22 protein-coding genes are annotated in these 26,306 nt (G+C 52.2%); 11 read left to right on the top strand and 11 right to left on the bottom strand.

What is annotated here, in order from left to right; all coding sequences use genetic code 11:
* Window positions 1-6: 6 nt before the first annotated feature.
* The gene (locus OGY72_RS19700) at window positions 7-801 is read left to right on the top strand and encodes a DUF2950 family protein (RefSeq protein ID WP_286548930.1); all 795 of its coding nucleotides are present in this window, start codon (window positions 7-9) and stop codon (window positions 799-801) included.
* A gap of 120 nt (window positions 802-921) precedes the next feature.
* Here the strand turns inward: OGY72_RS19700 and lpdA are convergent, their stop codons facing one another.
* The 4 genes from lpdA to pdhR all read right to left on the bottom strand — a co-directional run bounded on the left by lpdA (window position 922) and on the right by pdhR (window position 8,017).
* On the bottom strand, window positions 922-2,346 hold the full coding sequence (gene lpdA, locus OGY72_RS19695; protein WP_003829486.1) for a dihydrolipoyl dehydrogenase: 1,425 nt from the start codon (window positions 2,344-2,346) through the stop codon (window positions 922-924).
* Window positions 2,347-2,521: 175 nt separating this feature from the next.
* Window positions 2,522-4,411, bottom strand: a complete 1,890-nt coding sequence (gene aceF, locus OGY72_RS19690) for a pyruvate dehydrogenase complex dihydrolipoyllysine-residue acetyltransferase (RefSeq protein ID WP_063941114.1) — start codon at window positions 4,409-4,411, stop codon at window positions 2,522-2,524.
* A 14-nt stretch (window positions 4,412-4,425) separates the two neighbouring features.
* On the bottom strand, window positions 4,426-7,089 hold the full coding sequence (gene aceE / locus OGY72_RS19685; protein ID WP_048214932.1) for a pyruvate dehydrogenase (acetyl-transferring), homodimeric type: 2,664 nt from the start codon (window positions 7,087-7,089) through the stop codon (window positions 4,426-4,428).
* Window positions 7,090-7,252: 163 nt separating this feature from the next.
* The gene (gene pdhR, locus OGY72_RS19680) at window positions 7,253-8,017 is read right to left on the bottom strand and encodes a pyruvate dehydrogenase complex transcriptional repressor PdhR (RefSeq protein ID WP_003018699.1); all 765 of its coding nucleotides are present in this window, start codon (window positions 8,015-8,017) and stop codon (window positions 7,253-7,255) included.
* Between the two features lie 564 nt (window positions 8,018-8,581).
* Between pdhR and aroP the strand changes: the two genes are divergently transcribed.
* The 3 genes from aroP to OGY72_RS19665 all read left to right on the top strand — a co-directional run bounded on the left by aroP (window position 8,582) and on the right by OGY72_RS19665 (window position 12,470).
* Window positions 8,582-9,955 (top strand): aromatic amino acid transporter AroP, encoded by a 1,374-nt coding sequence (aroP, locus tag OGY72_RS19675; protein WP_008786209.1) that lies wholly within the window; start codon window positions 8,582-8,584, stop codon window positions 9,953-9,955.
* Between the two features lie 158 nt (window positions 9,956-10,113).
* Window positions 10,114-11,520, top strand: coding sequence for a glycoside-pentoside-hexuronide (GPH):cation symporter (locus OGY72_RS19670; RefSeq protein WP_003829494.1), 1,407 nt, complete (start codon window positions 10,114-10,116; stop codon window positions 11,518-11,520).
* Window positions 11,520-12,470 (top strand): glycoside hydrolase family 43 protein, encoded by a 951-nt coding sequence (locus OGY72_RS19665; protein ID WP_126319236.1) that lies wholly within the window; start codon window positions 11,520-11,522, stop codon window positions 12,468-12,470. The genes OGY72_RS19670 and OGY72_RS19665 overlap by 1 nt, the downstream gene beginning before the upstream one ends.
* 92 nt (window positions 12,471-12,562) lie before the next feature.
* Here OGY72_RS19665 and ampE read toward each other — a convergent pair whose 3' ends face one another.
* Together ampE and ampD are read right to left on the bottom strand one after the other, a co-directional pair.
* A complete protein-coding gene (gene ampE / locus OGY72_RS19660; protein ID WP_128611342.1) occupies window positions 12,563-13,417 on the bottom strand; it encodes a beta-lactamase regulator AmpE in 855 nt (284 codons plus the stop codon).
* Window positions 13,414-13,977 (bottom strand): 1,6-anhydro-N-acetylmuramyl-L-alanine amidase AmpD, encoded by a 564-nt coding sequence (gene ampD / locus OGY72_RS19655; RefSeq protein WP_286548923.1) that lies wholly within the window; start codon window positions 13,975-13,977, stop codon window positions 13,414-13,416. Before ampD ends, ampE begins: the two co-directional genes overlap by 4 nt.
* Window positions 13,978-14,064: 87 nt before the next feature.
* On the opposite strand from ampD, the gene nadC reads away from it, so the two are divergent.
* From nadC to hofC, 4 genes are all read left to right on the top strand, one after another.
* Window positions 14,065-14,958 carry a carboxylating nicotinate-nucleotide diphosphorylase gene (nadC, locus tag OGY72_RS19650; RefSeq protein WP_003837454.1) on the top strand — a complete coding sequence of 298 codons (894 nt, stop codon included), beginning with the start codon at window positions 14,065-14,067 and terminating at the stop codon, window positions 14,956-14,958.
* Window positions 14,959-15,201: 243 nt separating this feature from the next.
* On the top strand, window positions 15,202-15,639 hold the full coding sequence (gene ppdD / locus OGY72_RS19645; protein ID WP_003829506.1) for a prepilin peptidase-dependent pilin: 438 nt from the start codon (window positions 15,202-15,204) through the stop codon (window positions 15,637-15,639).
* Window positions 15,640-15,648: 9 nt separating this feature from the next.
* Entirely contained in the window at window positions 15,649-17,034 is a 1,386-nt protein-coding gene (gene gspE, locus OGY72_RS19640) for a type II secretion system protein GspE (protein WP_149281207.1), read from the top strand.
* Window positions 17,024-18,226 (top strand): protein transport protein HofC, encoded by a 1,203-nt coding sequence (gene hofC / locus OGY72_RS19635; RefSeq protein WP_286548920.1) that lies wholly within the window; start codon window positions 17,024-17,026, stop codon window positions 18,224-18,226. The genes gspE and hofC overlap by 11 nt, the downstream gene beginning before the upstream one ends.
* Window positions 18,227-18,283: 57 nt before the next feature.
* On the opposite strand, the gene OGY72_RS19630 is transcribed toward hofC, so the two are convergent.
* Window positions 18,284-19,327, bottom strand: coding sequence for a GMP reductase (locus OGY72_RS19630; protein WP_003829510.1), 1,044 nt, complete (start codon window positions 19,325-19,327; stop codon window positions 18,284-18,286).
* A gap of 225 nt (window positions 19,328-19,552) precedes the next feature.
* Between OGY72_RS19630 and coaE the strand changes: the two genes are divergently transcribed.
* From coaE to yacG, 3 genes are read left to right on the top strand one after another with little or no spacing between them, the layout of a single operon-like run.
* Window positions 19,553-20,173 carry a dephospho-CoA kinase gene (gene coaE / locus OGY72_RS19625; RefSeq protein ID WP_003829511.1) on the top strand — a complete coding sequence of 207 codons (621 nt, stop codon included), beginning with the start codon at window positions 19,553-19,555 and terminating at the stop codon, window positions 20,171-20,173.
* On the top strand, window positions 20,173-20,916 hold the full coding sequence (gene zapD, locus OGY72_RS19620; protein WP_126319250.1) for a cell division protein ZapD: 744 nt from the start codon (window positions 20,173-20,175) through the stop codon (window positions 20,914-20,916). The genes coaE and zapD overlap by 1 nt, the downstream gene beginning before the upstream one ends.
* Before the next feature lie 9 nt (window positions 20,917-20,925).
* Window positions 20,926-21,120 carry a DNA gyrase inhibitor YacG gene (gene yacG / locus OGY72_RS19615; RefSeq protein WP_003018740.1) on the top strand — a complete coding sequence of 65 codons (195 nt, stop codon included), beginning with the start codon at window positions 20,926-20,928 and terminating at the stop codon, window positions 21,118-21,120.
* Between the two features lie 173 nt (window positions 21,121-21,293).
* On the opposite strand, the gene mutT is transcribed toward yacG, so the two are convergent.
* From mutT to lpxC, 4 genes are all read right to left on the bottom strand, one after another.
* Entirely contained in the window at window positions 21,294-21,683 is a 390-nt protein-coding gene (mutT, locus tag OGY72_RS19610; RefSeq protein WP_063941107.1) for an 8-oxo-dGTP diphosphatase MutT, read from the bottom strand.
* Between the two features lie 56 nt (window positions 21,684-21,739).
* On the bottom strand, window positions 21,740-24,445 hold the full coding sequence (gene secA, locus OGY72_RS19605) for a preprotein translocase subunit SecA (protein WP_003829517.1): 2,706 nt from the start codon (window positions 24,443-24,445) through the stop codon (window positions 21,740-21,742).
* 60 nt (window positions 24,446-24,505) lie between these two features.
* Complete coding sequence (gene secM, locus OGY72_RS19600) at window positions 24,506-25,012, bottom strand: secA translation cis-regulator SecM (protein ID WP_003829520.1); 507 nt, start codon at window positions 25,010-25,012, stop codon at window positions 24,506-24,508.
* A gap of 283 nt (window positions 25,013-25,295) precedes the next feature.
* The gene (gene lpxC, locus OGY72_RS19595) at window positions 25,296-26,213 is read right to left on the bottom strand and encodes a UDP-3-O-acyl-N-acetylglucosamine deacetylase (protein ID WP_006686706.1); all 918 of its coding nucleotides are present in this window, start codon (window positions 26,211-26,213) and stop codon (window positions 25,296-25,298) included.
* Between the last annotated feature and the right edge of the window lie 93 nt (window positions 26,214-26,306).

Here is a 26,306-nt window from a genome sequence, read left to right as displayed (position 1 = left end):
ACCGACATGAAAAATAAACTACTCAGTGGAATGGTGTTGTTCATGGTTTCGGCCACCGCGATGGCACAACAATCCTTCAGTACACCAGACCAGGCAACCGATGCGCTGGCAAACGCGATCAGTGAGCAAAATGAAAGTGCAATGAGCAATCTGCTCGGGGAAAACTGGCGTGATTTTCTGCCGCCAGAAGGCGTCGATCCTGATGCGGTTGACCGCTTCCTGCGCGACTGGAAGGTTCGCCATAGCACCGTTATCGACGGCAATACGGCGCATCTTGTGGTTGGGGACAGCGACTGGCAACTGCCAATCCCGGTCGTCAAAAACGCTTCAGGCTGGCAATTTGATATCAAGGAAGCGGCCGAAGAGATCCTGACCCGTGAGATTGGACGCAACGAACTTGCTGCCATCGAGGCGTTGCACGCCTATGTGGATGCTCAGCAGAGCTATTTTGCGATGAACCAGAAATACGCGCAAAAGATTGTCAGTTCTGAAGGGAAAAAGGATGGTCTGTACTGGCCTGTTTCGCCCGGCGAAGCGCCAAGCCCGCTTGGCCCAGCCTTCAGTCCACAGGAGCCGGGCACAGGCTATCACGGCTATCATTTTCGTATCCTTCCCGATAAAACCAGCGGCTTTGCCATGGTGGCCTGGCCCGTTAGCTACGATCACACCGGCGTGATGAGTTTTATGATTAACGGTGAAGACAAAGTCTACCAGGCCGATCTCGGTGTTGAATCACAGCAGAAAGCACAAGCGTTAACCACATTCCATCCGGATAAAAACTGGCAACCCGTAGCACCGTAAAGCGAGGTTAAGCCGTAGGCCGGGTTAGCACTAGCGCCACCCGGCATGTTGCCCGAAATAACGGGTAGCTTCAGGCAAAAAAAACGCCTCCGAAGAGGCGTTTTCACAAAAGGGAGAAGATTACTTCTTCTTCGCTTTCGGGTTTGGCAGGTCGGTAATGCTGCCTTCAAAGATTTCTGCCGCCAGACCCACTGACTCGTGCAGAGTCGGGTGCGCGTGGATGGTCAGCGCGATATCTTCAGCGTCACAACCCATTTCGATCGCCAGACCGATTTCGCCCAGCAGCTCGCCGCCGTTGGTACCGACAATCGCACCACCGATAACACGGTGAGATTCTTTGTCGAAAATCAGTTTGGTCATACCGTCTGCACAGTCGGAAGCGATAGCACGGCCAGAAGCAGCCCACGGGAAGGTGGCGGTTTCGTAGCTAATGCCTTTTTCTTTCGCTTCTTTCTCGGTCAGACCAACCCATGCAACTTCTGGTTCAGTGTATGCAATGGATGGGATAACTTTCGGATCGAAGTAGTGTTTCTTGCCGGCGATAACTTCAGCGGCAACATGACCTTCATGAACACCTTTGTGTGCCAGCATCGGCTGACCGACGATATCGCCGATAGCAAAGATGTGCGGCACGTTGGTGCGCAGCTGTTTGTCAACGCGGATGAAGCCACGGTCGTCAACTTCCACGCCAGCTTTGCCCGCGTCGAGGTTTTTACCGTTCGGTACACGACCGATAGCAACCAACACAGCATCGTAACGCTGAGCTTCGGCAGGGGCTTTTTTACCTTCCATGGAAACGTAGATACCGTCTTCTTTCGCTTCAACGGCGGTCACTTTGGTTTCCAGCATCAGGTTGAATTTCTTGCTGATGCGCTTGGTGAAGACTTTAACCACGTCTTTGTCGGCAGCCGGGATAACCTGGTCGAACATTTCAACCACGTCGATCTCTGAACCCAGCGCATGGTACACGGTACCCATTTCCAGACCGATGATACCGCCGCCCATTACCAGCAGGCGCTTAGGAACAGTTTTCAGTTCCAGTGCATCGGTGGAATCCCATACGCGCGGATCTTCATGCGGAATAAACGGCAGTTCGATCGGACGGGAACCCGCCGCGATGATTGCGTTGTCGAAGTTGATCACGGTTTTGCCGTTTTCGCCTTCAACTTCCAGGGTGTTTGCCCCGGTAAATTTACCCAGACCGTTAACCACTTTCACTTTACGGCCTTTGGCCATACCCGCCAGACCGCCGGTCAGCTGAGTGATAACTTTTTCTTTCCAGGTACGAATCTTGTCGATATCGGTTTTCGGCTCGCCAAAAACGATACCGTGTTCAGCCAGTGCTTTGGCTTCTTCGATAACTTTTGCTACGTGCAGCAGCGCTTTAGAAGGGATACAGCCGACGTTCAGACAAACACCGCCAAGGGTGCTGTAACGTTCTACGATGACGGTCTCCAGACCTAAATCTGCGCAACGGAAGGCAGCAGAGTAACCTGCAGGGCCTGCCCCAAGTACCACGACCTGAGTTTTGATTTCAGTGCTCATCATGACCTCTTAATTTATACCCGTCGTCCAGCGGGTCGTTCTATCCGCCCGTATTTTACAAAATTGTTAACAATTTTGAAACAACAAACGGCAACCGATTTGTCTTTCGCACAATAACCTCACTGACTTCATGAGATTACCAGAAAAAAGCCGGCCGTCGGGCCGGCTTTTTCGCTTACATCACCAGGCGGCGAATGTCAGACAGCATGTTGTTGATGATGGTGATAAAGCGCGCACCATCCGCACCGTCAATTACACGGTGGTCGAAGGAGAGCGAAATCGGCATCATCAGACGCGGCATAAACTCTTTACCGTTCCACACTGGCTCCATAGAGGACTTGGAGACACCGAGGATAGCCACTTCCGGCGCGTTCACAATCGGCGCGAAGTGGGTAGTACCCAGGCCACCGATGCTGGAGATGGTGAAGCAACCGCCCTGCATTTCGCCGGCGGTCAGCTTGCCATCACGCGCTTTCTTGGAGATCACGGTCAGTTCACGAGACAGCTCGGTAATGCTCTTCTTGTTCACGTCTTTGAAGACCGGAACAACCAGACCATTCGGAGTATCAACCGCTACACCGATGTTGATGTATTTCTTCAGGGTCAGGCGCTGACCGTCTTCAGACAGGGAGCTGTTGAAGCGCGGCATCTGTTCCAGAGCTGCGGCAACGGCTTTCATGATGAAGACTACTGGGGTGAATTTCACGTCCAGTTTACGTTTTTCAGCTTCGGCGTTCTGCTGTTTACGGAACGCTTCCAGATCGGTGATATCGGTCTTATCGAAGTGAGTAACGTGCGGGATCATCACCCAGTTACGGCTCAGGTTAGCACCAGAGATTTTCTGGATACGGCCCAGTTCCACTTCTTCGATTTCACCAAACTTGCTGAAGTCCACTTTCGGCCAAGGCAGCATACCCGGGATACCGCCACCTGCTGCTGCAGCCGGAGCCGCTTCAGCACGCTTGATAGCGTCTTTCACGTAAGCCTGAACGTCTTCACGCAGGATACGACCTTTACGGCCAGAACCTTTCACTTTCGCCAGGTTCACACCGAATTCGCGCGCCAGGCGACGAATCAGCGGCGTTGCATGAACATAAGCGTCGTTTTCAGCAAACTCAGATTTGCCTTCCGCTTTTGCGGCCGGAGCTGCGGCTTGCGCAGGCGCTGGTGCAGCGGCCGGAGCCGGAGCAACTGCTTGTGCAGGAGCGGCTGCAGGTGCTGCGCCTTCGACTTCGAAGACCATAATCAGAGAACCGGTTTTAACTTTGTCGCCGGTGCTGATTTTGATTTCTTTCACGGTACCCGCGAACGGTGCCGGAACTTCCATCGACGCTTTATCGCCTTCAACGGTGATCAGTGACTGCTCAGCGGCAATTTTATCGCCCACTTTAACCATCACTTCAGTGACTTCAACTTCGTCACCACCGATATCCGGTACGTTAACTTCTTTCGAGCCGGAAGCAGCCGGAGCCGCCGCTGCTGCTGGAGCAGCCGCCTGAGCCGGTGCAGCAGCAGGCGCTGCGCCCGCCACTTCGAAGACCATAATCAGGGAACCGGTAGACACTTTGTCACCCGTGTTGATTTTGATCTCTTTAACGGTACCTGCGAACGGCGCCGGAACTTCCATAGAGGCTTTGTCACCTTCAACGGTGATCAGAGACTGTTCAGCCGCAACGGTATCGCCCACTTTAACCATGATCTCGGTAACTTCTACTTCGTCACCGCCGATGTCAGGTACGTGTACGTCTTTCGCCGCAGAGGCAGCAGGTGCTGCTGCCGGAGCTGCTTCTTTCTTCTCTTCTGCCTGAGCAGGTGCAGCTGCTGCTGCACCGTCGGCGGAATCGAAAATCATGATCAGTTTGCCGGTCTCAGTTTTGTCGCCAACAGAGACTTTGATCTCTTTAACGATACCCGCCTGAGGGGACGGAACTTCCATAGAGGCTTTGTCGCCTTCTACGGTGATCAGCGACTGTTCAGCTTCAACTTTGTCGCCTACTTTGACCAGGATCTCGGTGATTTCAACTTCATCAGCCCCGATGTCCGGTACATTGATTTCGATAGCCATTATTCTTTTACCTCTTACGCCAGACGCGGGTTAACTTTATCTGCATCGATGTTGAATTTGATGATTGCATCTGCAACCACTTTCTTATCGATTTCGCCACGTTTAGCCAGTTCGCCCAGGGCCGCTACAACCACGTAGGAAGCATCAACTTCGAAGTGGTGACGCAGGTTTTCACGGCTGTCAGAGCGACCGAAACCGTCAGTACCCAGTACGCGATAATCATCAGCCGGTACATAAGTACGAACCTGTTCGGCAAACAGTTTCATATAGTCAGTAGATGCTACTGCCGGAGCGTCGTTCATCACCTGAGCGATGTACGGAACGCGCGGAGTTTCCATCGGGTGCAGCATGTTCCAGCGCTCACAATCCTGGCCATCACGCGCCAGTTCAGTGAAGGAGGTTACGCTGTAAACGTCAGAACCTACACCGTAGTCGTTCGCCAGGATCTGTGCTGCTTCACGCACGTGACGCAGGATAGAACCGGAGCCCAGCAGCTGAACTTTACCTTTCTTACCTTCGAGGGTTTCGAGTTTGTAGATACCTTTACGGATACCTTCCTCGGCACCTGCTGGCATTGCCGGCATGTGGTAGTTTTCGTTCAGCGTGGTGATGTAGTAGTAAACGTTCTCTTGTTTCTCACCGTACATACGCTCCAGACCATCGTGCATGATGACCGCAACTTCGTACGCGTAAGACGGATCGTAAGAGATACAGTTCGGGATAGTCAGAGACTGAATATGGCTGTGACCATCTTCGTGCTGCAGACCTTCACCGTTCAGCGTAGTACGACCAGAAGTACCACCAATCAGGAAGCCACGAGCCTGTTGGTCGCCTGCCTGCCAGCACAGGTCACCAATACGCTGGAACCCGAACATGGAGTAGTAGATGTAGAACGGGATCATCGGCAGATCGTTGGTGCTGTAAGAAGTCGCAGCAGCCAGCCAGGATGCGCCTGCACCCAGTTCGTTGATACCTTCCTGCAGGATCTGACCTTTCTCGTCTTCTTTATAGTAAGCAACCTGCTCACGGTCCTGCGGGGTGTACTGCTGACCGTTCGGGCTGTAGATACCAATCTGACGGAACAGACCTTCCATACCGAAAGTACGCGCTTCGTCAGCGATGATCGGCACCAGACGATCTTTGATCGACTTGTTCTTCAGCATCACGTTCAGGGCACGAACGAAAGCGATAGTGGTGGAGATTTCTTTGTTCTGCTCTTCCAGCAGCGCACCGAAGTCTTCCAGAGCCGGCAGTTCCAGCTTCTCGGTGAAGTTCGGTTGACGAGCTGGCAGGTAGCCATGCAGTTTCTGACGCTGAGCGTGCAGATAAGTGTGCTCTTCAGAACCTTCCGGGAAGGTGATGTAAGACAGGTTTTCAACCTGCTCATCGGTCACAGGAACGTTGAAACGGTCGCGGATATAACGCACGCCGTCCATGTTCATTTTCTTAACCTGGTGAGCGATGTTTTTACCTTCAGCAGTGTCACCCATGCCGTAACCTTTGATGGTATGGGCCAGGATTACAGTTGCTCTGCCTTTGGTTTCCTGCGCTTTTTTCAGTGCAGCGTAGACTTTCTTCGGATCGTGACCACCACGGTTCAGAGCCCAAATCTGCTCATCAGTCCAGTCAGCAACCAGGGCTGCGGTTTCCGGGTATTTACCGAAGAAGTGCTCACGTACGTATGCGCCATCTTTGGATTTGAAGGTCTGGTAGTCGCCGTCAACGGTTTCGTTCATCAGCTGGATCAGTTTACCGCTGGTGTCTTTACGCAGCAACTCATCCCAACGACCGCCCCACATGACTTTGATAACGTTCCAGCCAGCGCCCGCGAAGATGCCTTCCAGTTCGTTAACAATCTTGCCGTTACCGGTTACCGGGCCGTCAAGACGCTGCAGGTTACAGTTGATAACAAAGACCAGGTTGTCCAGTTTTTCACGGGTCGCGATGGTGATCGCACCTTTAGATTCTGGCTCATCCATCTCGCCGTCGCCCAGGAAGGCGTAAACGGTCTGTTTAGAGGTATCTTTCAGGCCACGGTGTTCCAGATATTTCAGGAATTTAGCCTGGTAGATAGCACCGATTGGGCCCAGACCCATAGATACGGTCGGGAACTGCCAGAATTCTGGCATCAGTTTCGGGTGCGGGTAGGAAGACAGGCCTTTGCCATGTACTTCCTGACGGAAGTTGTTCATCTGCTCTTCAGTCAGACGACCTTCCAGGAATGCGCGTGCGTAGATGCCCGGAGAGATGTGACCCTGGAAGTACACCAGATCGCCGCCATCTTGCTCGTTGCGTGCACGGAAGAAGTGGTTGAAGCAAACATCATATACCGTTGCGGAGGACTGGAAGGATGCCATGTGGCCACCCAGCTCGAGGTCCTTTTTAGACGCACGCAGTACGGTCATGATGGCGTTCCAGCGGATAGCAGAACGAATACGACGTTCCAGCTCCAGATTGCCCGGGTATTCCGGTTCATCTTCAACGGCAATAGTGTTTACATAATTGCTGGCCCCTGCACCTGCCGCTACTTTCACGCCGCCTTTGCGAGCTTCTGAAAGCAGTTGGTCGATCAGATACTGAGCACGCTCAACACCTTCTTCACGGATGACCGATTCGATCGCCTGTAGCCAGTCGCGAGTTTCGATCGGATCCACGTCATTTGGGAAACGTTCTGACATGGGGGTATTCCTTATCTATCTAATACGTTGAGTTATCTGGAACCTGTCCCATTACGTTCTCGCCAGAGAGCGTAATAAGACAGGTTCTGCGTTTAGTTGCCGCGCACTTTATATGGCGCTTGATTTACAACATCTTCTGGTTAACGTTCTACCAGAAAAATCACTAATTCTTTCGTTGCTCCAGACGGCGTAAGGCGCGTTCACGACGGCTTTCCTCACGGCTTCTGTCCAGCAGGATCTCTTCGATAAACGCCAGGTGACGGTGGGACGCTTCACGCGCCTCTTCCGGCTTCCCGGCAATAATTGCTTCAAAAATACGGGTACGGTGACTGCTAACCAGTGGCAGCATTTCACGACGCGCATACAGCAATTCGAAGTTTTGCCGAACGTTCTGGGCCAGCATCGGCTCCATACACCTTAGCAAATGGAGCAGCACCACATTGTGTGCCGCTTCGGTGACAGCAATTTGATACTGGAGTACCGCATCAGATTCGCCGTCAAGATCGCCGGACTGTTGAGCAAGCTCGATCGCATGGTGGAGTTCACGGATACGCGTTTTGTCTTCATCCGTGCTGCGCAGTGCAGCGTAATAAGCCGCAATACCTTCCAGCGCATGGCGCGTCTCAAGCAGGTCAAACTGGGATTCAGGATGGTCGGAGAGCAGCTCTACCAGTGGGTCGCTAAAGCTCTGCCACAGGCTGCTCTGAACAAAAGTGCCACCGCCCTGACGACGAAGCAGTAAGCCCTTCGCTTCAAGGCGTTGGATCGCCTCGCGTAAGGAGGGGCGGGAGACGTCGAACTGTTTTGCCAGCTCGCGTTCCGGTGGGAGTTTTTCTCCGGGGCGAAGTGTCCCCTCAAGAATTAAAAACTCCAGCTGCTGCTCAATCACATCGGAGAGTTTTGGTTGGCGGATTTTGCTGTAGGCCATGATTTCCTGTCTTAAGCCATTTGCCCGGAGTCAATTGGTCTTACCAATTTCATGTTCTTGACGCTAAAGTAACAAAGTATTCACCTTCTGTCCATACAGGTTTTGATTGAAATCAGTAAAGGAGGCATATTTTAACAACATTACAGAAATAACGTTTCAAACATGTAACTATGCACAAATGTTAAATTTACCCATCCCGGGGTAGTTTTAACGGAATTGAAACGAAAGATTATCTCATCTGAACCGATTCACCTGCTTATTTATCGATATATCAACCACTATTATTGAATAGAAATTCAAAATGGAAATTTTGTGGTAGATAAACTCGCATTTACAAATGGTTTCTTTTTATTCAACTCGTCATCTTCCCCGCATAAAGCAGGTGCATTCGCGCTCGCATATCATTATTCTGATCAAGACAAAAGTATTAAGGCAACATTTCATCAAAAGCATCTGTAAACAAATTAATACAACAAACGGAATTGCAAACTTACACACGCATTGCTGCGTAGTTCAAAAAATAAGCACTCGAAATATGAAGAGTAAAACCACACACGAGGTTTCATGATGGAAAGTCAACAGCATGGCGATCAGCTCAAGCGCGGCCTTAAGAACCGCCATATACAGCTAATCGCGCTGGGTGGCGCGATTGGTACCGGGTTATTCCTTGGTAGCGCATCCGTTATCCAGTCTGCAGGACCGGGTATTATTCTGGGTTACGCTATTGCCGGCTTTATCGCCTTTTTGATTATGCGTCAGTTAGGTGAAATGGTGGTTGAAGAGCCCGTTGCAGGCTCATTTAGTCACTTTGCTTATAAATACTGGGGCGGTTTCGCGGGGTTCTCTTCCGGCTGGAACTATTGGGTGCTGTACGTGCTGGTTGCCATGGCTGAGCTAACTGCCGTGGGTAAATACATCCAGTTCTGGTACCCGGAGATCCCAACATGGGTGTCTGCGGCTGCCTTCTTTGTGTTGATCAACGCCATCAACCTGACCAACGTGAAAGTGTTTGGTGAGATGGAGTTCTGGTTCGCCATTATTAAAGTCATTGCCGTTGTAGCGATGATCCTGTTCGGTGGCTGGTTACTGTTTAGCGGTAACGGCGGCCCGCAGGCCAGCGTTAGTAACCTGTGGGACCAGGGTGGCTTCCTGCCGCACGGCTTCACCGGACTGGTGATGATGATGGCTATTATTATGTTCTCTTTCGGTGGACTGGAGCTGGTCGGGATCACCGCAGCAGAAGCGGATAACCCGGAGCAAAGCATTCCCAAAGCGACCAACCAGGTTATCTACCGTATCCTGATTTTCTATGTGGGTTCGCTGGCGGTTCTGCTTTCCCTGATGCCGTGGACGCGTGTCACGGCCGATACCAGCCCGTTTGTCCTTATTTTCCACGAGCTGGGCGACACCTTTGTTGCTAATGCCCTGAACATCGTAGTGCTGACTGCCGCCCTTTCTGTCTATAACAGCTGCGTATACTGCAACAGCCGTATGCTGTTCGGTCTGGCACAGCAGGGCAATGCGCCGAAAGCGCTGATGAACGTAGATAAACGCGGTGTACCGGTGAACACCATTCTGGTTTCCGCACTGGTGACGGCTCTTTGTGTGCTGATCAACTACCTGGCACCGGAATCCGCCTTTGGCCTGCTGATGGCGCTGGTGGTTTCCGCACTGGTGATCAACTGGGCAATGATTAGCCTGGCGCACATGAAGTTCCGCAAAGCCAAACAGCAGCAGGGTGTTACCACCCGCTTCCCGGCGCTGCTCTATCCGCTGGGTAACTGGGTGTGCCTGATTTTCATGGCTGCAGTACTGGTGATTATGCTGATGACGCCGGGCATGGCGATCTCGGTATACTTAATCCCTGTATGGATTGCCATTCTTGGCATCGGCTACCTGTGTAAACAGAAAACGGCCGGCGCGGTTAAAGCGCATTAATCCCCCCTCCCCCCACCTGCGTCAGGTGGGGGTTGTTACCTGTCTCACACTTTCCCACTCACGACTGTTTAGTCCATATCAGCGGCGTTATCCTGCAACGCAAAAACACCAGTGCCGGACAATAATTCTCTCCATATCTCATTAATGGAGAGCAGTTGATGGAAACCAGTAAGCTCACGGTGAAAGAAAAGATCGGCTATGGAATGGGCGACGCCGGATGCAACATCATCTTTGGCGCCATCATGTTGTTTGTTAACTATTTTTACACAGACATTTTTGGTCTGGCACCTGCACTGGTCGGCGTATTACTGCTCTCAGTACGCGTTATCGATGCCGTTACCGACCCTATAATGGGCGCAATGGCCGACCGCACCCGTAGTAAATATGGTCGATTTCGTCCATGGCTTTTATGGATGGCTTTCCCGTACGCATTATTCAGCGTACTAATGTTTACCACCCCTGAGTGGACCTATAACAGCAAAGTTATCTATGCGTTCGTTACCTACTTCCTGCTATCTATTACTTATACAGCGATCAACATTCCCTACTGCTCGCTCGGCAGCGTCATCACCAACGATCCGAAGGAACGCGTCGCCTGCCAGTCATATCGCTTTGTGTTGGTAGGCATTGCAACCCTGCTGCTGTCCCTCACCTTGCTGCCAATGGCCGACTGGTTCGGCGGGGAAGACAAAGCCAAAGGATATCAGATGGCGATGGCGGTTCTGGCTTTCATCGGCATGTGTATGTTCCTGTTTTGCTTCGCTACGGTCCGTGAACGCGTACGCCCTGCTGTCCAGACCAATGATGATTTAAAAGCCGATCTGAAAGACGTGTGGAAGAACGATCAGTGGGTAAAAATTCTGCTGTTAACACTGTGCAACGTCTGTCCGGGCTTTATTCGCATGGCTGCCACCATGTACTACGTGACCTGGGTTATGCAGCAAAGCACGCAGTTCGCAACGCTGTTTATCAGTCTTGGTGTGGTCGGCATGATGATCGGCAGTATGCTGGCGAAGGTATTAACCGATCGCTGGTGCAAACTGAAAGTCTTCTTCTGGACCAATATTATCCTGGCGATTTTCTCTGCCGCGTTTTACTTCTTCGATCCGAAAGCAACCATGATGATTATGGTGCTCTACTTCCTGCTCAACATCCTGCACCAAATTCCTTCTCCGCTGCACTGGTCGCTGATGGCGGATGTCGATGACTATGGCGAGTGGAAAACCGGTAAACGCATCACCGGAATCAGCTTCTCCGGTAACCTGTTCTTCCTGAAACTAGGCCTGGCGATTGCCGGAGCGATGGTCGGCTTCCTGCTCTCCTGGTACGGCTACGACGCTGGGGCGAAAGCGCAAAGCGACTCTGCCATTAACGGTATTATGCTGCTGTTTACCATCATACCGGGCGTAGGCTACCTGATTACCGCAGGCGTGGTTCGTCTGCTGAAAGTTGACCGCGAGTTTATGCAGCAAATCCAGACAGATTTAGAAAAGCGCCGCGCCAACTACCGTGAACTGAATGAATACCACGATATAAAAACGACTGAAACCGTAAGGAAAGCCTAATGAATCAGTGGCCAAATCCCTTTATTGAACAGCGTGCCGATCCGTTTATCTTACGTGACGGTAGCCACTATTATTTCATTGCTTCAGTACCCGAATATGACCGACTGGAGATACGCCGGGCCGACTCGCTGGAAGGGTTGCGCACCGCCGCCCAGGTTGTCGTCTGGCGCAAACCAGAAAGCGGCCCCATGAGCCAACTCATCTGGGCACCCGAAATCCATCATCTGGCAGGCAAGTGGTACATCTATTTTGCTGCCACCCATACACAGTCGCTCGACAAGCTGGGGATGTTCCAGCATCGCATGTTTGCGCTCGAATGTGCCGACGCCGATCCACTGACCGGCCAGTGGACTGAGAAAGGTCAGATTAAAACGCAGTTTGATACCTTTGCGCTTGATGCCACCACCTTTAACCATCAGGGAAAACAGTGGTACCTCTGGGCGCAGAAGTCTCCCGATATCGCCGGAAACTCCAATATCTATCTCGCAGAGCTGGAAAATCCATGGACGATTAAAGGCGAGCCGATCATGCTAAGCCACCCTGAGTATGACTGGGAATGCCGGGGTTTTTGGGTCAACGAAGGTCCTGCCGTCATGGTTCATGGCGATAAGCTGTTTATCAGCTATTCCGCCAGCGCCACCGATGAGAACTACTGTATGGGATTATTGTGGATTGACCTCAACGCCGATCCGCTCAACCCACAGAACTGGCACAAATCACCGCGCCCGGTCTTTACCACCAGTTATGAAAACCGCCAGTTTGGGCCAGGACACAACAGCTTTACACAAACGCCGGAAGGTGAAGATGTGCTGGTGTATCACGCGAGAAACTACACCGAAATCGAGGGCGATCCGCTGTACGACCCAAACCGCCACACTCGTCTGAAGCTCGTGCGTTGGGACGAAAACGGCATGCCAGATTTTGGCGTGCCGCCTGCTGATACGAACTAAACCGTTGCACTGCCCGGTGGCGCTAACGCTTACCGGGCCTACACGTTTTTTCATTGTAGGCCGGATAAGCGTTAGCGCCATCCGGCACAACGCTATACTAATGCCCCATAAATGGTGAGCACCGCAATAACCACCACCACCACAAACGAGGTTTTCTTCGCCAGCGAAACGGCGGCTTTTGGCGTTTCGACTTTATCGGTGTGCGGTTCACGCGCCAGCGAGAACTGCGCCAGACGCGTAAGCACCTGATATTGCGATGTGTGCAGATCCGCAAGCGAGGCAAACCAGGCCGGCAGCGCTTTCTCGCCGTGTCCCAGCAACGCATAGACCACGCCCGCCAGACGCACCGGGATCCAATCCAGCACATGCAGGATCGCATCAATACCTGATTGCAGACGCTGGTGCGGTGTCTGATAGCGCGCCAGCCAGGACTGCCAGGCACGTAAAAAAGCATAACCAACCAGCGTCACAGGTCCCCACGGACCACCGACAATCAGCCAAAATAACGGTGCCAGATAAAAGCGGAAGTTGTTCCATAACAGCGCGTTCTGCAGTTCGCGCAAGAATTCACGCTCATCGCAGTCCGGCGGAACCCCATGGATAAGCGTCAGCTCGCTGGCCATCGCATCACGGGCGTGAGCATCATCGCGAGCAGCCGCGTTCAGGTAAGCGTGATAGTGAAGGCGCGCCTTGCCAGCACCGATGCACAGCAAGCCAATTAAGATCCACGCCACCAGCAACGGAACATTAAACAACAGCCCATGAAGTGCGCGCAGTAGCAGAAATGTCACTCCCATCGCAATAAGAGTCATGCCTACCGTACGCATCATCGAGAAATGCTTAGTCCGGCGGAAAAAAGCTTCAATCCGGTGATCAAGCTGCCAATGCTCACCCAGCTTAAACAGGCGTTCAACAATCAACACCAATAATGTTGTAAACAGCGTCATGTCATCTCCTTGTGCGACGAGGGGGTGACCAGGGCGCGGAACCTTGCCCAGTCAAAGGACGGCCCGGGATCGGTCTTACGCTCGGGCGCAATATTGCAATGTCCTGTCATGTTGTTAGCAATGGCCGGATAACGCATAATCAGAGTACTCGTCACGGCAGCCAGTTGCTGATACTGCGCATCGGTATAGGCCAGCGTATCCGTCCCTTCCAACTCAATACCAATTGAAAAATCATTACAGCGTTCTCGCCCTTGATAGCTCGACACACCCGCATGCCAGGCGCGTTTATCAAAAGGCACATATTGCACGATTTCACCGTCACGGCGAATCAAACAATGGGCCGAAACACGCAGATGGGCGATCCCGGCAAAATAAGGATGGGCGTTGGGATCAATCGTGCCCGTAAACAGCGCGTCTATCCACGGGCCGCCAAACTCGCCGGGCGGCAAGCTGATATTATGCACCACCAGCAGAGAAGGGTTTTCGTCATCCGGGCGGCAATCGTAATGCGGAGAGGGAACGCGTCGCGCCTCTGCCAGCCAACCCTCGTCTAACAACATGCAGAATCTCCTTATTGGTGGTGCTCATATCGGGTTCAGGGTAGCATGTTTCCACCTTATGATTCGTTAGCAATTTGGAGTTTTATCATGCCGCCTCGCCGCTATAACCCTGACTACCGACGTGACGCGCTGTTGGAACGCATAAATCTGGATATCCCTGCCGCTGTAGCTCAGGCGCTGCGTGAAGATTTAGGCGGAGAAGTTGATGCCAATAACGATATCACCGCGCAGCTTTTACCCGAAGATATGCGCTCCCATGCCACCGTAATCACCCGCGAAGATGGCGTTTTTTGTGGAAAACGTTGGGTGGAAGAGGTCTTTATTCAGCTGGCTGGCGATGATGTCAACATCACCTGGCATGTCGAAGATGGCGACAGCATAAAGGCCAATCAGCCGCTGTTTGAACTGGACGGCCCTTCCCGCGTTTTACTGACCGGTGAACGTACTGCGCTGAATTTTGTGCAGACGCTTTCAGGTGTAGCGAGCGAAGTGCGTAAATACGTCGACCTGTTAGCGGGAACCAAGACCCAACTACTGGATACGCGTAAAACACTGCCGGGACTGCGTACCGCGCTAAAATACGCCGTATTGTGCGGCGGCGGCGCGAATCATCGTTTGGGGCTGTCCGACGCCTTCCTGATAAAAGAAAACCACATTATTGCTTCCGGCTCGGTACGTCAGGCCGTCGAAAAAGCCTTCTGGTTGCACCCGGATGTGCCGGTTGAAGTCGAAGTAGAAAGTCTGGATGAGCTGGACGACGCGCTGAAAGCCGGGGCCGACATCATCATGCTCGATAACTTCGAAACTGACCAAATGCGCGAAGCGGTAAAACGCACCAACGGCCAGGCGCGTCTGGAAGTGTCGGGCAACGTCACCCATGAAACGCTGCGAGAATTTGCCGAAACCGGTGTCGACTTTATCTCCGTTGGCGCACTGACCAAACATGTTCGCGCACTCGATCTCTCCATGCGATTTCGCTAATTGCTGATTGTATTGCCCGATGACGCTTCGCTTATCGGGCCTACTACACAAGTTTATTCTGTAAGCCGGATACGGCATTTACACCACCATCCGGCAGTTTCTTCGAGTCTCTTCGCAAATACATTGTCTGACTCTGTAATTTCGTAAAAATCCTCTGAACCCGCTTTCCCGTTTTGTTTTTTGTCTCTCGTCGTCCTCCCGTCGGTTTGCCAAAGTAGCGCCAGCAAACTCAAGGAGCGAACGATGAACAAGCAACGAGGCTTTACACTTATCGAACTCATGGTGGTAATTGGCATTATTGCCATCCTTAGCGCCATCGGCATTCCGGCATATCAAAACTATCTGCGCAAAGCCGCGCTGACAGACATGCTGCAAACCTTTGTCCCCTATCGCACGGCGGTTGAGCTCTGTGCACTGGAGCATGGCGGAACAGATACCTGCGATGCCGGAACGAATGGTATTCCCTCTCCAACAACTACCCGTTACGTCTCAGCCATGAGCGTTGAAAAGGGAGTTGTCAGTCTTAGTGGGCAGGAAAGCCTGAACGGGCTAAGCATCACCATGACGCCAGGTTGGGACAATGCCAACGGCATTACCGGTTGGAACCGAAACTGCGTCATCCAGAACGACAGCGCATTGCAGCAGGCCTGTGAAGACGTTTTCCGCTTTGATACCCACTAAGGAACAGAGATGAACACCACCCAACTTACGGCGCTATGCCAACGTTATCAGGCAATATTACTGGATGCAGACAATGAAGTAGTGCATATCGCCGTCGTAGACGCCCCATCACACGAGCTGCTGGATGCGCTGCATTTTGCCACCACCCGGCGCATCGACATTGTCTGCTGGACACGTCAGCAAATGGAAGGCCACACACATACACCGCAGACAATGCTCCCGGCAGTGGTCACGAAAAGCAGCGCCAGCGCAGCAGACTTGCTGAATCAGACGTTTCATTCCGCTCTGACGCAACGGGCTTCTGATATTCATTTTGAACCCGAGGAAAATCACTATCGAATCAGATTACGCGTAGATGGCGTGCTTCACGCTTTACCGGAAGTCACGACCGAGATGGGCATTGCCATCACCGCAAGGTTAAAAGTATTAGGCAGCCTGGATATCGCCGAGCATCGGCTTCCACAAGACGGACAATTTACCGTTGAGATTTCAGGAGAGCCGGTCTCGTTTCGCATCGCCACCCTGCCCTGTCGCTACGGCGAAAAGGTCGTGTTGCGGCTACTTCATCAGGTCGATCAGTCACTGGAGATCGCCGCGCTGGGAATGCAAGACGCGCAGCTGACCGCATTTTCGCAAGCCTTGCAGCAGCCTCAGGGGCTGATTCTGGTTACCGGGCCTACCGGAAGCGGCAAAACGGTCACGCTGTACAGTGCGCTGCAAACCCGAAACACCCCGGATGTGAATCTTTGTAGCGTGGAAGATCCGGTAGAGATCCCGATCGCAGGTCTCAACCAGACGCAAATTCACCCACGTGCCGGCCTGACTTTTCAGGGAGTCTTACGTGCTCTGCTGCGCCAGGATCCCGACATTATCATGGTGGGTGAAATCCGCGATGGCGAAACGGCCGAAATAGCCCTTAAAGCCGCGCAAACCGGCCATCTGGTTCTTTCTACGCTGCATACCAATTCCACCAGTGAAACGCTGGTGCGCCTGCAACAAATGGGTGTCGCACGCTGGATGATCGCCTCCGCGCTGACGCTCGTTATTGCACAGCGGTTGGTCAGAAAGTTGTGCCCCCATTGCCGACAACGTCAGAGTACGCCTATCACGCTCCCAAAAGCTGTCTGGCCTACACCACTACCGAATTGGCAGGCCCCTGGCTGCAAACATTGTTATTACGGATTTTATGGTCGTGCGGCATTGTTTGAAGTGCTCCCTGTTACTCCGGCATTACGTCAGAGTATTTCCAGTGGCACATCCGTAGACGAAGTGGAATCTGATGCTCAGCAATCAGGAATGAGAACGCTTTTCGAGAATGGCTGTCAGGCCGTCGAGCAAGGGTTAACGACATTTGAAGAGCTGATTCGTGTACTGGGCATACCTCATGTCCACTAAACAGCTTTGGCGCTGGCAAGGTATTAACAACGAAGGTAAATCGCTGGAAGGCACACTATGGGCCGATACCCGACCGTCATTAATGCTGGCTCTTGAGAAACAACAGATTACGCCGCTGCGCATTAAACGTATGCGTGTCAAAACCTCGCACTGGAGCCGTACAAGAAGTGCCGAAACCATACACCAGTTGGCGACATTACTAAAGGCAGGGTTAACGCTCTCAACAGGGCTAGCTCTGCTTGCTGAACAGCATCCCAGCAGTCAATGGCAGGCGCTACTGCGTACGCTGGCTTACGATATGGAACAGGGCATTACCCTCTCCACCTCGTTATCACAATGGCAACACGTTTTTCCGCCCCTTTACCAGGCAATGATCCGTACCGGAGAACTTACGGGTAAGCTGGACGACTGCTGTTTTGAACTCGCCTACCAGCAAAAGAAACAACAGCAACTTTCTGATAAAGTTAAAAAATCCCTGCGCTATCCGATCATCATCATAACAATGGCGGTGATGGTCGTATTTGCGATGCTGCAGTTTGTACTCCCTGAGTTTGCCGCTATCTACCAGACGTTCAACACCCCGCTACCGGCGCTCACTCAGTGGATTATTACCATCGCACACTGTAGCAGCCAATGGGGATGGCTGACGGTAGCACTTGGCCTGGTAGCAGTTGCCACACATCATTTGATAAAGCAGAAACCGTACTGGCTCATTCTGCGCCAGAAATTGCTGCTCAGCCTCCCGGTCATAGGGCCGATGGTGAGAGGGCAAAAACTCACGCAGATATTCACTGTTCTGGCGTTAACGCAAAATGCGGGCATTCCCTTTTTGCAGGGTCTTGAGAGCGTTACCGAAACGCTGGCTAACCCTTTCTGGTCGCAACGTTTAGCACTGGTTCAGCAGGATATCAGCGCTGGAAAACCGATCTGGTTAGCGCTTAAAAATAGTGGTGAATTCAGCCCATTGTGTATACAGCTGGTCAGAACTGGTGAAGCTTCCGGCTCGCTGGATGCAATGCTGCGCAATCTTGCGCATCACCATGGCGAGAAAACCCTGGCTCAGGCTGAGAATTTGGCTGCATTACTTGAGCCTGCGTTGCTGATCATTACGGGGCTTATCATCGGTACCCTAGTCGTCGCGATGTATTTACCGATTTTCCATTTGGGAGATGCGATGAGCGGAGTAGGATAAATTCAAATGCCGGATGGCGGCGTAACGCCATCAGGCATTTCACAGAACTAGCTGTTCTTACAGGCTATTGAAAACACGGTTTTCTTGTTCCTGTACACGAATAAACGTTGTACGTTTGGTCAGCTCTTTCAGACGGGATGCGCCCACATAGGTACAAGCAGAACGCAAACCGCCGAGGATATCGCGAGCGGTATTATCAACCGGGCCGCGCAGTGGCAGCTTGACGGTCTTACCTTCTGCAGCGCGGTACTGTGCAACACCACCTACGTGACGCGTCATTGCAGATTCAGAGCTCATACCGTAGAACAGCATGAATTTCTCACCGTTCTCTTCAACAATTTTGCCGCCACTTTCTTCATGACCAGCCAGCATGCCGCCGAGCATCACGAAGTCTGCGCCGCCACCGAACGCTTTTGCCACGTCACCCGGCATTGTGCAACCGCCGTCGCTGACAATCATGCCACCCAGACCGTGGGCTGCATCGGCGCATTCAATAACTGCAGAAAGCTGTGGATAGCCAACGCCGGTTTTTACACGTGTGGTACATACTGAACCTGGGCCAATGCCGACTTTGACAATATCAGCACCGGAGAGTACCAGCTCTTCACACATTTCACCGGTGACCACATTGCCCGCACAGATCGTTTTTGTCGGCCATGCTTCACGCGCTTTCGACACGAACTGAACAAAATGCTCTGAGTAGCCATTGGCCACATCAATGCAGATAAAGTTCAGCGCGGGGTTGAGCGCCAGAATCTGTTTAGTTTTTTCGAAATCTGCATCAGACGTACCGGTTGAAACCATTACGTGTTTGAGCACATCGGCAGAGCTCTCTGCGATGAAGGCGGCCCAGTCTTCAACAGAATAGTGTTTGTGCACAGCGGTCAGGATGTCGAAGGATGCCAGTGCCGTTGCCATGGCAAACGTCCCGACAGTGTCCATGTTCGCAGCAATAATAGGTACGCCGGACCAGGTCTGACCTGAATGCTTAAAGGTAAATTGACGTTCCAGCTCAACATCGGAACGGCTTTTGAGAGTAGAACGCTTAGGGCGGATAAGAACGTCTTTGAAACCTAACTTCAGATCTTCTTCGATACGCATGTGCGGATTCCTGGGGTTAATGGCGAAAAATCGAAACTCACAACTCCAGTGACGCTATCATACGCACTAATCAATGCCGCGCAAGACTGCGAAATTCTCTTTTTTTACGCTACAATCCCATAAATTTACCTGGCGAATAGTAGGTTAATCCTGCAGCAGCCTCGCCTTCGCACGCATAACTTTTAACTGTTTGATAATCAAACTTAAACTCCAGGATCGGCATCTATGAGGTATACGGTAGCCTTAACCGGCGGCATTGGCAGTGGTAAAAGCACCGTTGCAAATGCGTTCGCTGACCTCGGAATAAACGTCATTGATGCAGATATTATTGCGCGCCAGGTGGTTGAACCCGGCACACCTGCTCTTAAGGCGATCGAAGAACATTTTGGTTCCGACGTTATAGCCGCAGACGGATCGTTGCAGCGACGCATTTTACGCGAACGCATTTTTTCCAATCCTGAGGAGAAAAGCTGGCTGAATGCCCTGCTCCATCCGCTTATTCAGCAGGAAACGCAGCGTCAGTTTCAGCAAGCAACCTCTCCTTATCTGCTATGGGTTGTCCCTTTGCTGGTGGAAAATTCGCTGTATAAAAAAGCCGACCGCGTACTCGTGGTGGATGTCACCCCCGAAACCCAGCTCAGACGCACCATGCAGCGTGATGACGTCACGCGTGAGCATGTTGAACAAATTCTTGCTGCCCAGGCAACGCGTGAAGCGCGGCTGGCCGTGGCAGACGATGTTATTGATAATAATGGCGCACCGGAAGCCATCGCCTCGGATGTCGCCCGCCTGCACGCGCTCTATTTGCAATGCGCGTCGCAGTTTGTCTCACAGGAAAAACCGTAATGCACACCCAGGTCCTTTTTGAACACCCTCTCAATGAGAAGATGCGCACATGGCTGCGCATTGAGTTTTTAATCCAACAGCTCTCCGTTAATTTGCCCATTGCTGACCCTGCCGGCGCTCTGCATTTTTTCCGCAATATCGGAGATTTACTGGATGTATTTGAACGCGGCGAAGTCCGCACCGAACTCCTCAAGGAACTGGAACGACAGCAGCGTAAACTCCAGGCCTGGGTCGAAGTTCCCGGCGTTGATCAAAGCAGAATCGACTCTTTGCGTCAGCAGTTAAAAAGTGCAGGTAGCATTCTGATTTCTGCCCCGCGTATTGGACAGACGCTGCGCGAAGATCGTCTGATTGGTCTCGTCCGTCAGCGTTTAAGTATTCCTGGCGGGTGCTGCAGTTTCGATCTGCCGACCCTGCATATCTGGTTACACCTGGCACAGTCGCATCGTGACGCGCAGGTTGAAACCTGGCTTGCCAGCCTGAATCCGCTCAATCAGGCGCTGTCGCTGGTACTGGATTTAATTCGCAACTCAGCGCCGTTTCGTAAGCAAACCAGCCTGAATGGTTTTTATCAGGACAACGGCGAAGATGCAGATCTGCTACGCTTGCAGCTGCCGCTTGATTCGCTACTTTATCCGCAAATTTCTGGTCATAAGAGCCGTTTTGCCATCCGTTTTATGCCGCTGGATAGCGAGAATGGTCAGGTGCCTGAGCGCCTCGATTTTGAACTGGCGTGCTGTTAAGGAGTCAACATGTCTGAACAAACCATCGTCAACTGCCCAACCTGCGGCAAGCCTGTAGTATGGGCTGAGGTCAGTCCGTTTCGCCCATTCTGCAGCAAGCGCTGCCAGTTAATCGATCTGGGAGAGTGGGCCGCAGAAGAGAAACGCATCCCAAGCTCTGGCGATCTGTCAGAAAGCGACGACTGGAGTGAAGAACAGAAGTAATTCTGCTAAAACGGTGGGTCGGATTAGGCAACGCCGCATCCGGCATTTTATGTTGTTTTGCCTGATGGCGCTGCGCTTATCAGGCCTACGAACTAAAACGTTGGGCGGGCATGCGTAGCGCCCCCGCCATAATTTGCCGGATGCGGCGTTGCCTTATCCGGCCTACAGCACCATTAGCCAGCTATCAGCTTTTCAATGACCGGTGCATTCGCGGGCGGGAAATCCTGCGCATTCAGAGCATCTTGCGCAATCCACTGCGCCGGTTGCCCCTCTTTTCCCCACGGCTCGCCTTCCCAGCTTTCAACCAGCCAGAACCACAGAGTGATATGCCTGTCCGGAAACTGATACTCCAGCTTTTCGAACAATGAGCTTTGAGTCGGCGTGATCCCCACTTCTTCCTGTAGCTCGCGAATCAGCGCCTGCTCCGGTGTTTCGCCCGCTTCAATTTTCCCGCCGGGGAACTCCAGCTTATTGGCCATGTGGGCATCAGCCGCACGCTGGGTGATAAAAATTTCATGTTGATGATTACGAATAATCCCGACGGCGATTTGCAGTATTTTCATCTTTATCGTCCATAAAAAAGGCGCAGAATTCTGCGCCTTTTCAGTAAGTTATTTTCTTAGCTCAGACGGCCGTGGCACTGTTTGTATTTTTTGCCAGAGCCGCAAGGACACGGATCGTTACGACCCACTTTACGATCGCCAGTTTGTGCTGCCAGCTCTTCTGCCGCGGCAGAATCGTCGCCTTTATGGCTCAATTGCTGCATCTGCGCTAAGCGCTCAGCTTCTTCACGACGCTGCTGCTCCATAGCTTCGACTTCTTCAGGCATACGCACCTGAACTTTGCTCAGGGTGCTGATCACTTCGTATTTCAGTGATTCCAGCATTGACGCAAACATAGAGAAAGATTCACGCTTGTATTCCTGCTTCGGATCTTTTTGCGCATAACCACGCAGGTGGATACCCTGGCGCAGATAGTCCATCGCAGCAAGGTGCTCTTTCCACAGGGAGTCGAGAGTTTGCAGCATCACGCCTTTTTCGAAGTGACGCATCATCTCCGCGCCCACAACTTCCTCTTTACGCTGATAAACTTCGATGGCGTTTGCCAGGATACGTTCACGCAGCGTTTCTTCGTGCAGCTCAGGCTCTTTATCCAGCCACTCTGAAATCGGCATCTCAAGATCGAAGTCGTTTTTCAGACGTTCCTGCAGACCCGGGATATCCCACATTTCCTCCAGAGACTGCGGCGGAATATAGGCATCAATAGTTGCTTTGAAGACATCTTCGCGGATGCTGTTGATGGTTTCGCTAACATCAGTTACGTCCAGCAGTTCGTTACGCTGGGTGTAGATAGCACGACGCTGGTCGTTGGCGACGTCATCATACTCCAGCAACTGCTTACGAATATCGAAGTTGCGGCTTTCCACTTTACGCTGCGCGTTAGCAATTGCTTTGGTCACCCATGGGTGTTCAATGGCTTCGCCAGGCTTCATACCCAGTTTACGCATCATGCCTGACACGCGGTCAGAGGCAAAAATACGCATCAGCGCATCTTCCATCGACAGATAGAAACGGGAAGAGCCCGCATCACCCTGACGGCCCGAACGACCACGCAGCTGGTTATCGATACGGCGAGATTCGTGACGCTCGGTACCGATAATATGCAAGCCACCGGCTGCTAATACCGCGTCATGGCGAACCTGCCACTCGGCTTTAATCTGCGCGATTTGTTCCGGAGTTGGGTTTTCCAGCTCGGCAACTTCCGCCTGCCAGCTACCGCCCAGCACGATATCGGTACCACGACCTGCCATGTTCGTCGCGATAGTCACGGCTGACGGATAACCCGCCTGGGCGACGATTGCAGCTTCGTTGGCGTGGAACTTGGCGTTCAGAACGTTGTGTTTGATACCCGCTTTGCTCAGCTCGTTAGACACTACTTCCGATTTTTCAATGGAGATAGTACCTACCAGTACCGGCTGGCCATTTGCAGTACGCTCTTTAATATCTTCAATGATCGCCTGAATTTTTTCCGCTTCGGTCATGTACACCAGATCCGGTAAATCCTTACGGATCATCGGACGGTTGGTCGGCACAACCACGGTATCCAGTTTGTAGATGGAGCTAAATTCAAACGCTTCAGTGTCGGCTGTACCGGTCATACCGGCCAGTTTTTCGTACAAACGGAAGTAGTTCTGGAAGGTAATAGATGCCAGCGTCTGGTTCTCGTTCTGGATCTCTACGCCTTCTTTAGCTTCAACAGCCTGGTGCAGACCATCGGACCAGCGACGCCCCTGCATGGTACGACCGGTGTGTTCATCGACGATGATAACTTCGCCGTCTTTCACGATGTAGTCGACGTCGCGGGTAAACAGCACGTGTGCACGCAGTGCGGCAGTCACGTGGTGCATCAGCATAATGTTACCAGGAGAGTACAGTGACTCGCCCTCGTCCATAATGCCTTCGTTAACCAGCAGCTCTTCAATCAGTACCAGACCACGCTCGGTCAGGTTAACCTGGCGCGCTTTCTCATCAACAGAGAAGTGGCCTTCGCCCTGGAACGTGTCGGAATCTTCCTTCTCCTGACGGATCAGGTGCGGGATGATTTTATTAACTTTTTTGTACATTTCCGAGCTGTCTTCAGCCGGGCCGGAAATGATCAGCGGCGTACGCGCTTCATCGATCAGGATGGAGTCGACTTCATCGACCAGCGCATAGTGCAGTTTACGTTGAACACGCTCTTCCGGACTAAACGCCATGTTGTCACGCAGGTAGTCAAAGCCGTATTCGTTATTGGTACCGTAAGTAATATCGGCGTTATAGGCTTCACGCTTGGCTGGCGCAGGCAGGCCAGACATGTTGATACCAACGGTCATGCCGAGGAATTCAAACAGCGGGCGGTTATTTTCGGCATCACGCTGAGCCAGATAGTCGTTCACGGTAACCACGTGTACGCCCTTCCCGCTTAATGCGTTCAGGTAGGCTGGCAGCGTCGCGGTCAGGGTTTTACCTTCACCAGTACGCATTTCCGCGATGCAGCGATCGTTAAGCACCATACCGCCCAGCAGCTGAACGTCGAAGTGACGCATACCGAACACGCGCTTACTCGCTTCACGCACTACTGCGAACGCTTCCGGGATCAGGCTCTCAACGCTGGCACCTTTTTCCAGACGAGCGCGGAATTCAGCGGTCTTCGCTTTCAGTTCATCATCGGAGAGTTTTTCCATCTCCGGTTCCATCGCGTTGATGACATTGACCACTTTACGCATACGACGCAGCGTACGCTCGTTACGGCTACCGAATACTTTCGTTAATAATTTGATTAGCATAATAAAATCTCAAACGCCCCGCGGTGCGGAGTCAAAAATTATAAGTTGGAAGGTTCTTTTTTAGCTGAGGCGTTGAGGACCAGCGCGGATACCCTGCAGCTGGCTGATCCAGACCGGAACGCTAAACGCGGCCTGAGAGGTAAAGTGTGCGTATGTCACGCGACTTACTGTCGCGGGCGGAGTGCCTTCTTGCGTCAGCATCGCGCTGAGCGTATTCAGTAACGCAAGATGGTGCGCCTGGATTGGCAATGGCTCTTCGGCAACGGGCAACGCCTGAGGTGCCATGGCAAAAGAAAGATGGCGGATAACCGTACGAATAGCATGTTGATGCCAGTAATCGACGGTAAAATTTGGGCGCCGATTGGTCGCTTCCAGCAAAGCAAGCTGGCTAAAGTTAACTTTAGCACCTTGATCGTGATTGCTGGCGGTCGCCTTCGCGGGAGTATTAGGTTCAGCAGCATTACCGAGCGCGGGCAGGCCAAAACTAGCCGCGACCATCCCCAACAGGAGATGCGGCCAGAAGTACCGTCTGCCTAACTGTCGCCAGCGCGTCAGTATTCCACTCACGTTATTGCCACCTGATATACCCTGCGTTTGGGGTTACAAATGCAAAACCATTTTTTGCGCACAAATCTTACCATTAATGCGTTCGCACCACAGCAGTAATGACAGCAAGTCGCGGGTAAATATGCTTAAGAAAGCAGCGATCGAACGGTATTTTAATCTACCTGTGGGGAAAAAGTCGCTTCAGATAAGGTGGTTTGCACTCGGAAGATAAAAAAACGACTGGCTCACCTGGCCGGAGAGAGTGCCAGATTTACCAGTCGAATTTATGCGACAGCGTATGTCGTTATGCCAGTACGGTCGATGGTGCTTTGAACGCCAACGGCAGTTCTGCATCGTCCTGGAAGGTCACATATTCCCAGGCTTCCTGTTTTGCCAGGACCGCCTGCAGCAGTTTGTTATTCAATGCATGACCGGATTTATACGCGGTAAATGCACCAATAATGTTGTGACCACACATGAACAAGTCACCGATCGCGTCGAGCATTTTGTGACGAACGAATTCATCTTCAAAACGCAGGCCGTCTTCGTTCAATACGCGATAATCGTCAACAACGATGGCACAATCGAAGCTGCCGCCCAGGCACAGGCCGCGGGACTGCAGATATTCGATATCACGCATGAAGCCGAAAGTACGCGCACGGCTGATCTGACGCATGAACGCATCCGCAGAGAAGTTCATCGCGTAGCGCTGCGTGCTGGAGTCGATCGCCGGATGGTTAAAGTCGATGGTGAAATCCAACGTAAAACCATTATACGGCTTAAACTCAGCCCACTTATCGCCATCTTCGACACGAACGGTCTCTTTGATGCGAACAAATTTTTTGGCGCTGCTCAGTTCTTCAATACCTGCATCAAGCAGCAGATAAACGAACGGAGCGGCACTGCCATCCATGATCGGGATTTCCGGTGCGTTAACTTCAATAACGATGTTATCGATACCTAAACCCGCCAGAGCAGCATTAAGGTGCTCTACGGTTGAAATCCGTACATCATGCTCATTGACCAGACACGTACAGAGCATGGTATCACGCACAGATTTGGCATCGGCCGGGAAATCTACCGGAGGATTCAAGTCGGTGCGACGATAGATGACCCCGGTGTTGGCCGGCGCAGGGCGTAATGTCAGGGTGACTTTTTTGCCGGTATGCAAACCGACGCCAGTCGCCTGAACGATACGTTTAAGAGTCCTTTGTTTGATCATCGTATAATCTCGCCAAATTACCTATCCAACCGAAGTGTACTATACATTCGGTGGGCCAGTTTAGCACAAAGAGCCACAATTCCCAAATTCCAG

This window comes from Citrobacter sp. Cpo221 (assembly GCF_030332345.1).
GTDB lineage: Bacteria > Pseudomonadota > Gammaproteobacteria > Enterobacterales > Enterobacteriaceae > Citrobacter > Citrobacter portucalensis.
This window is presented reverse-complemented; position numbering and strand designations above follow the sequence as displayed.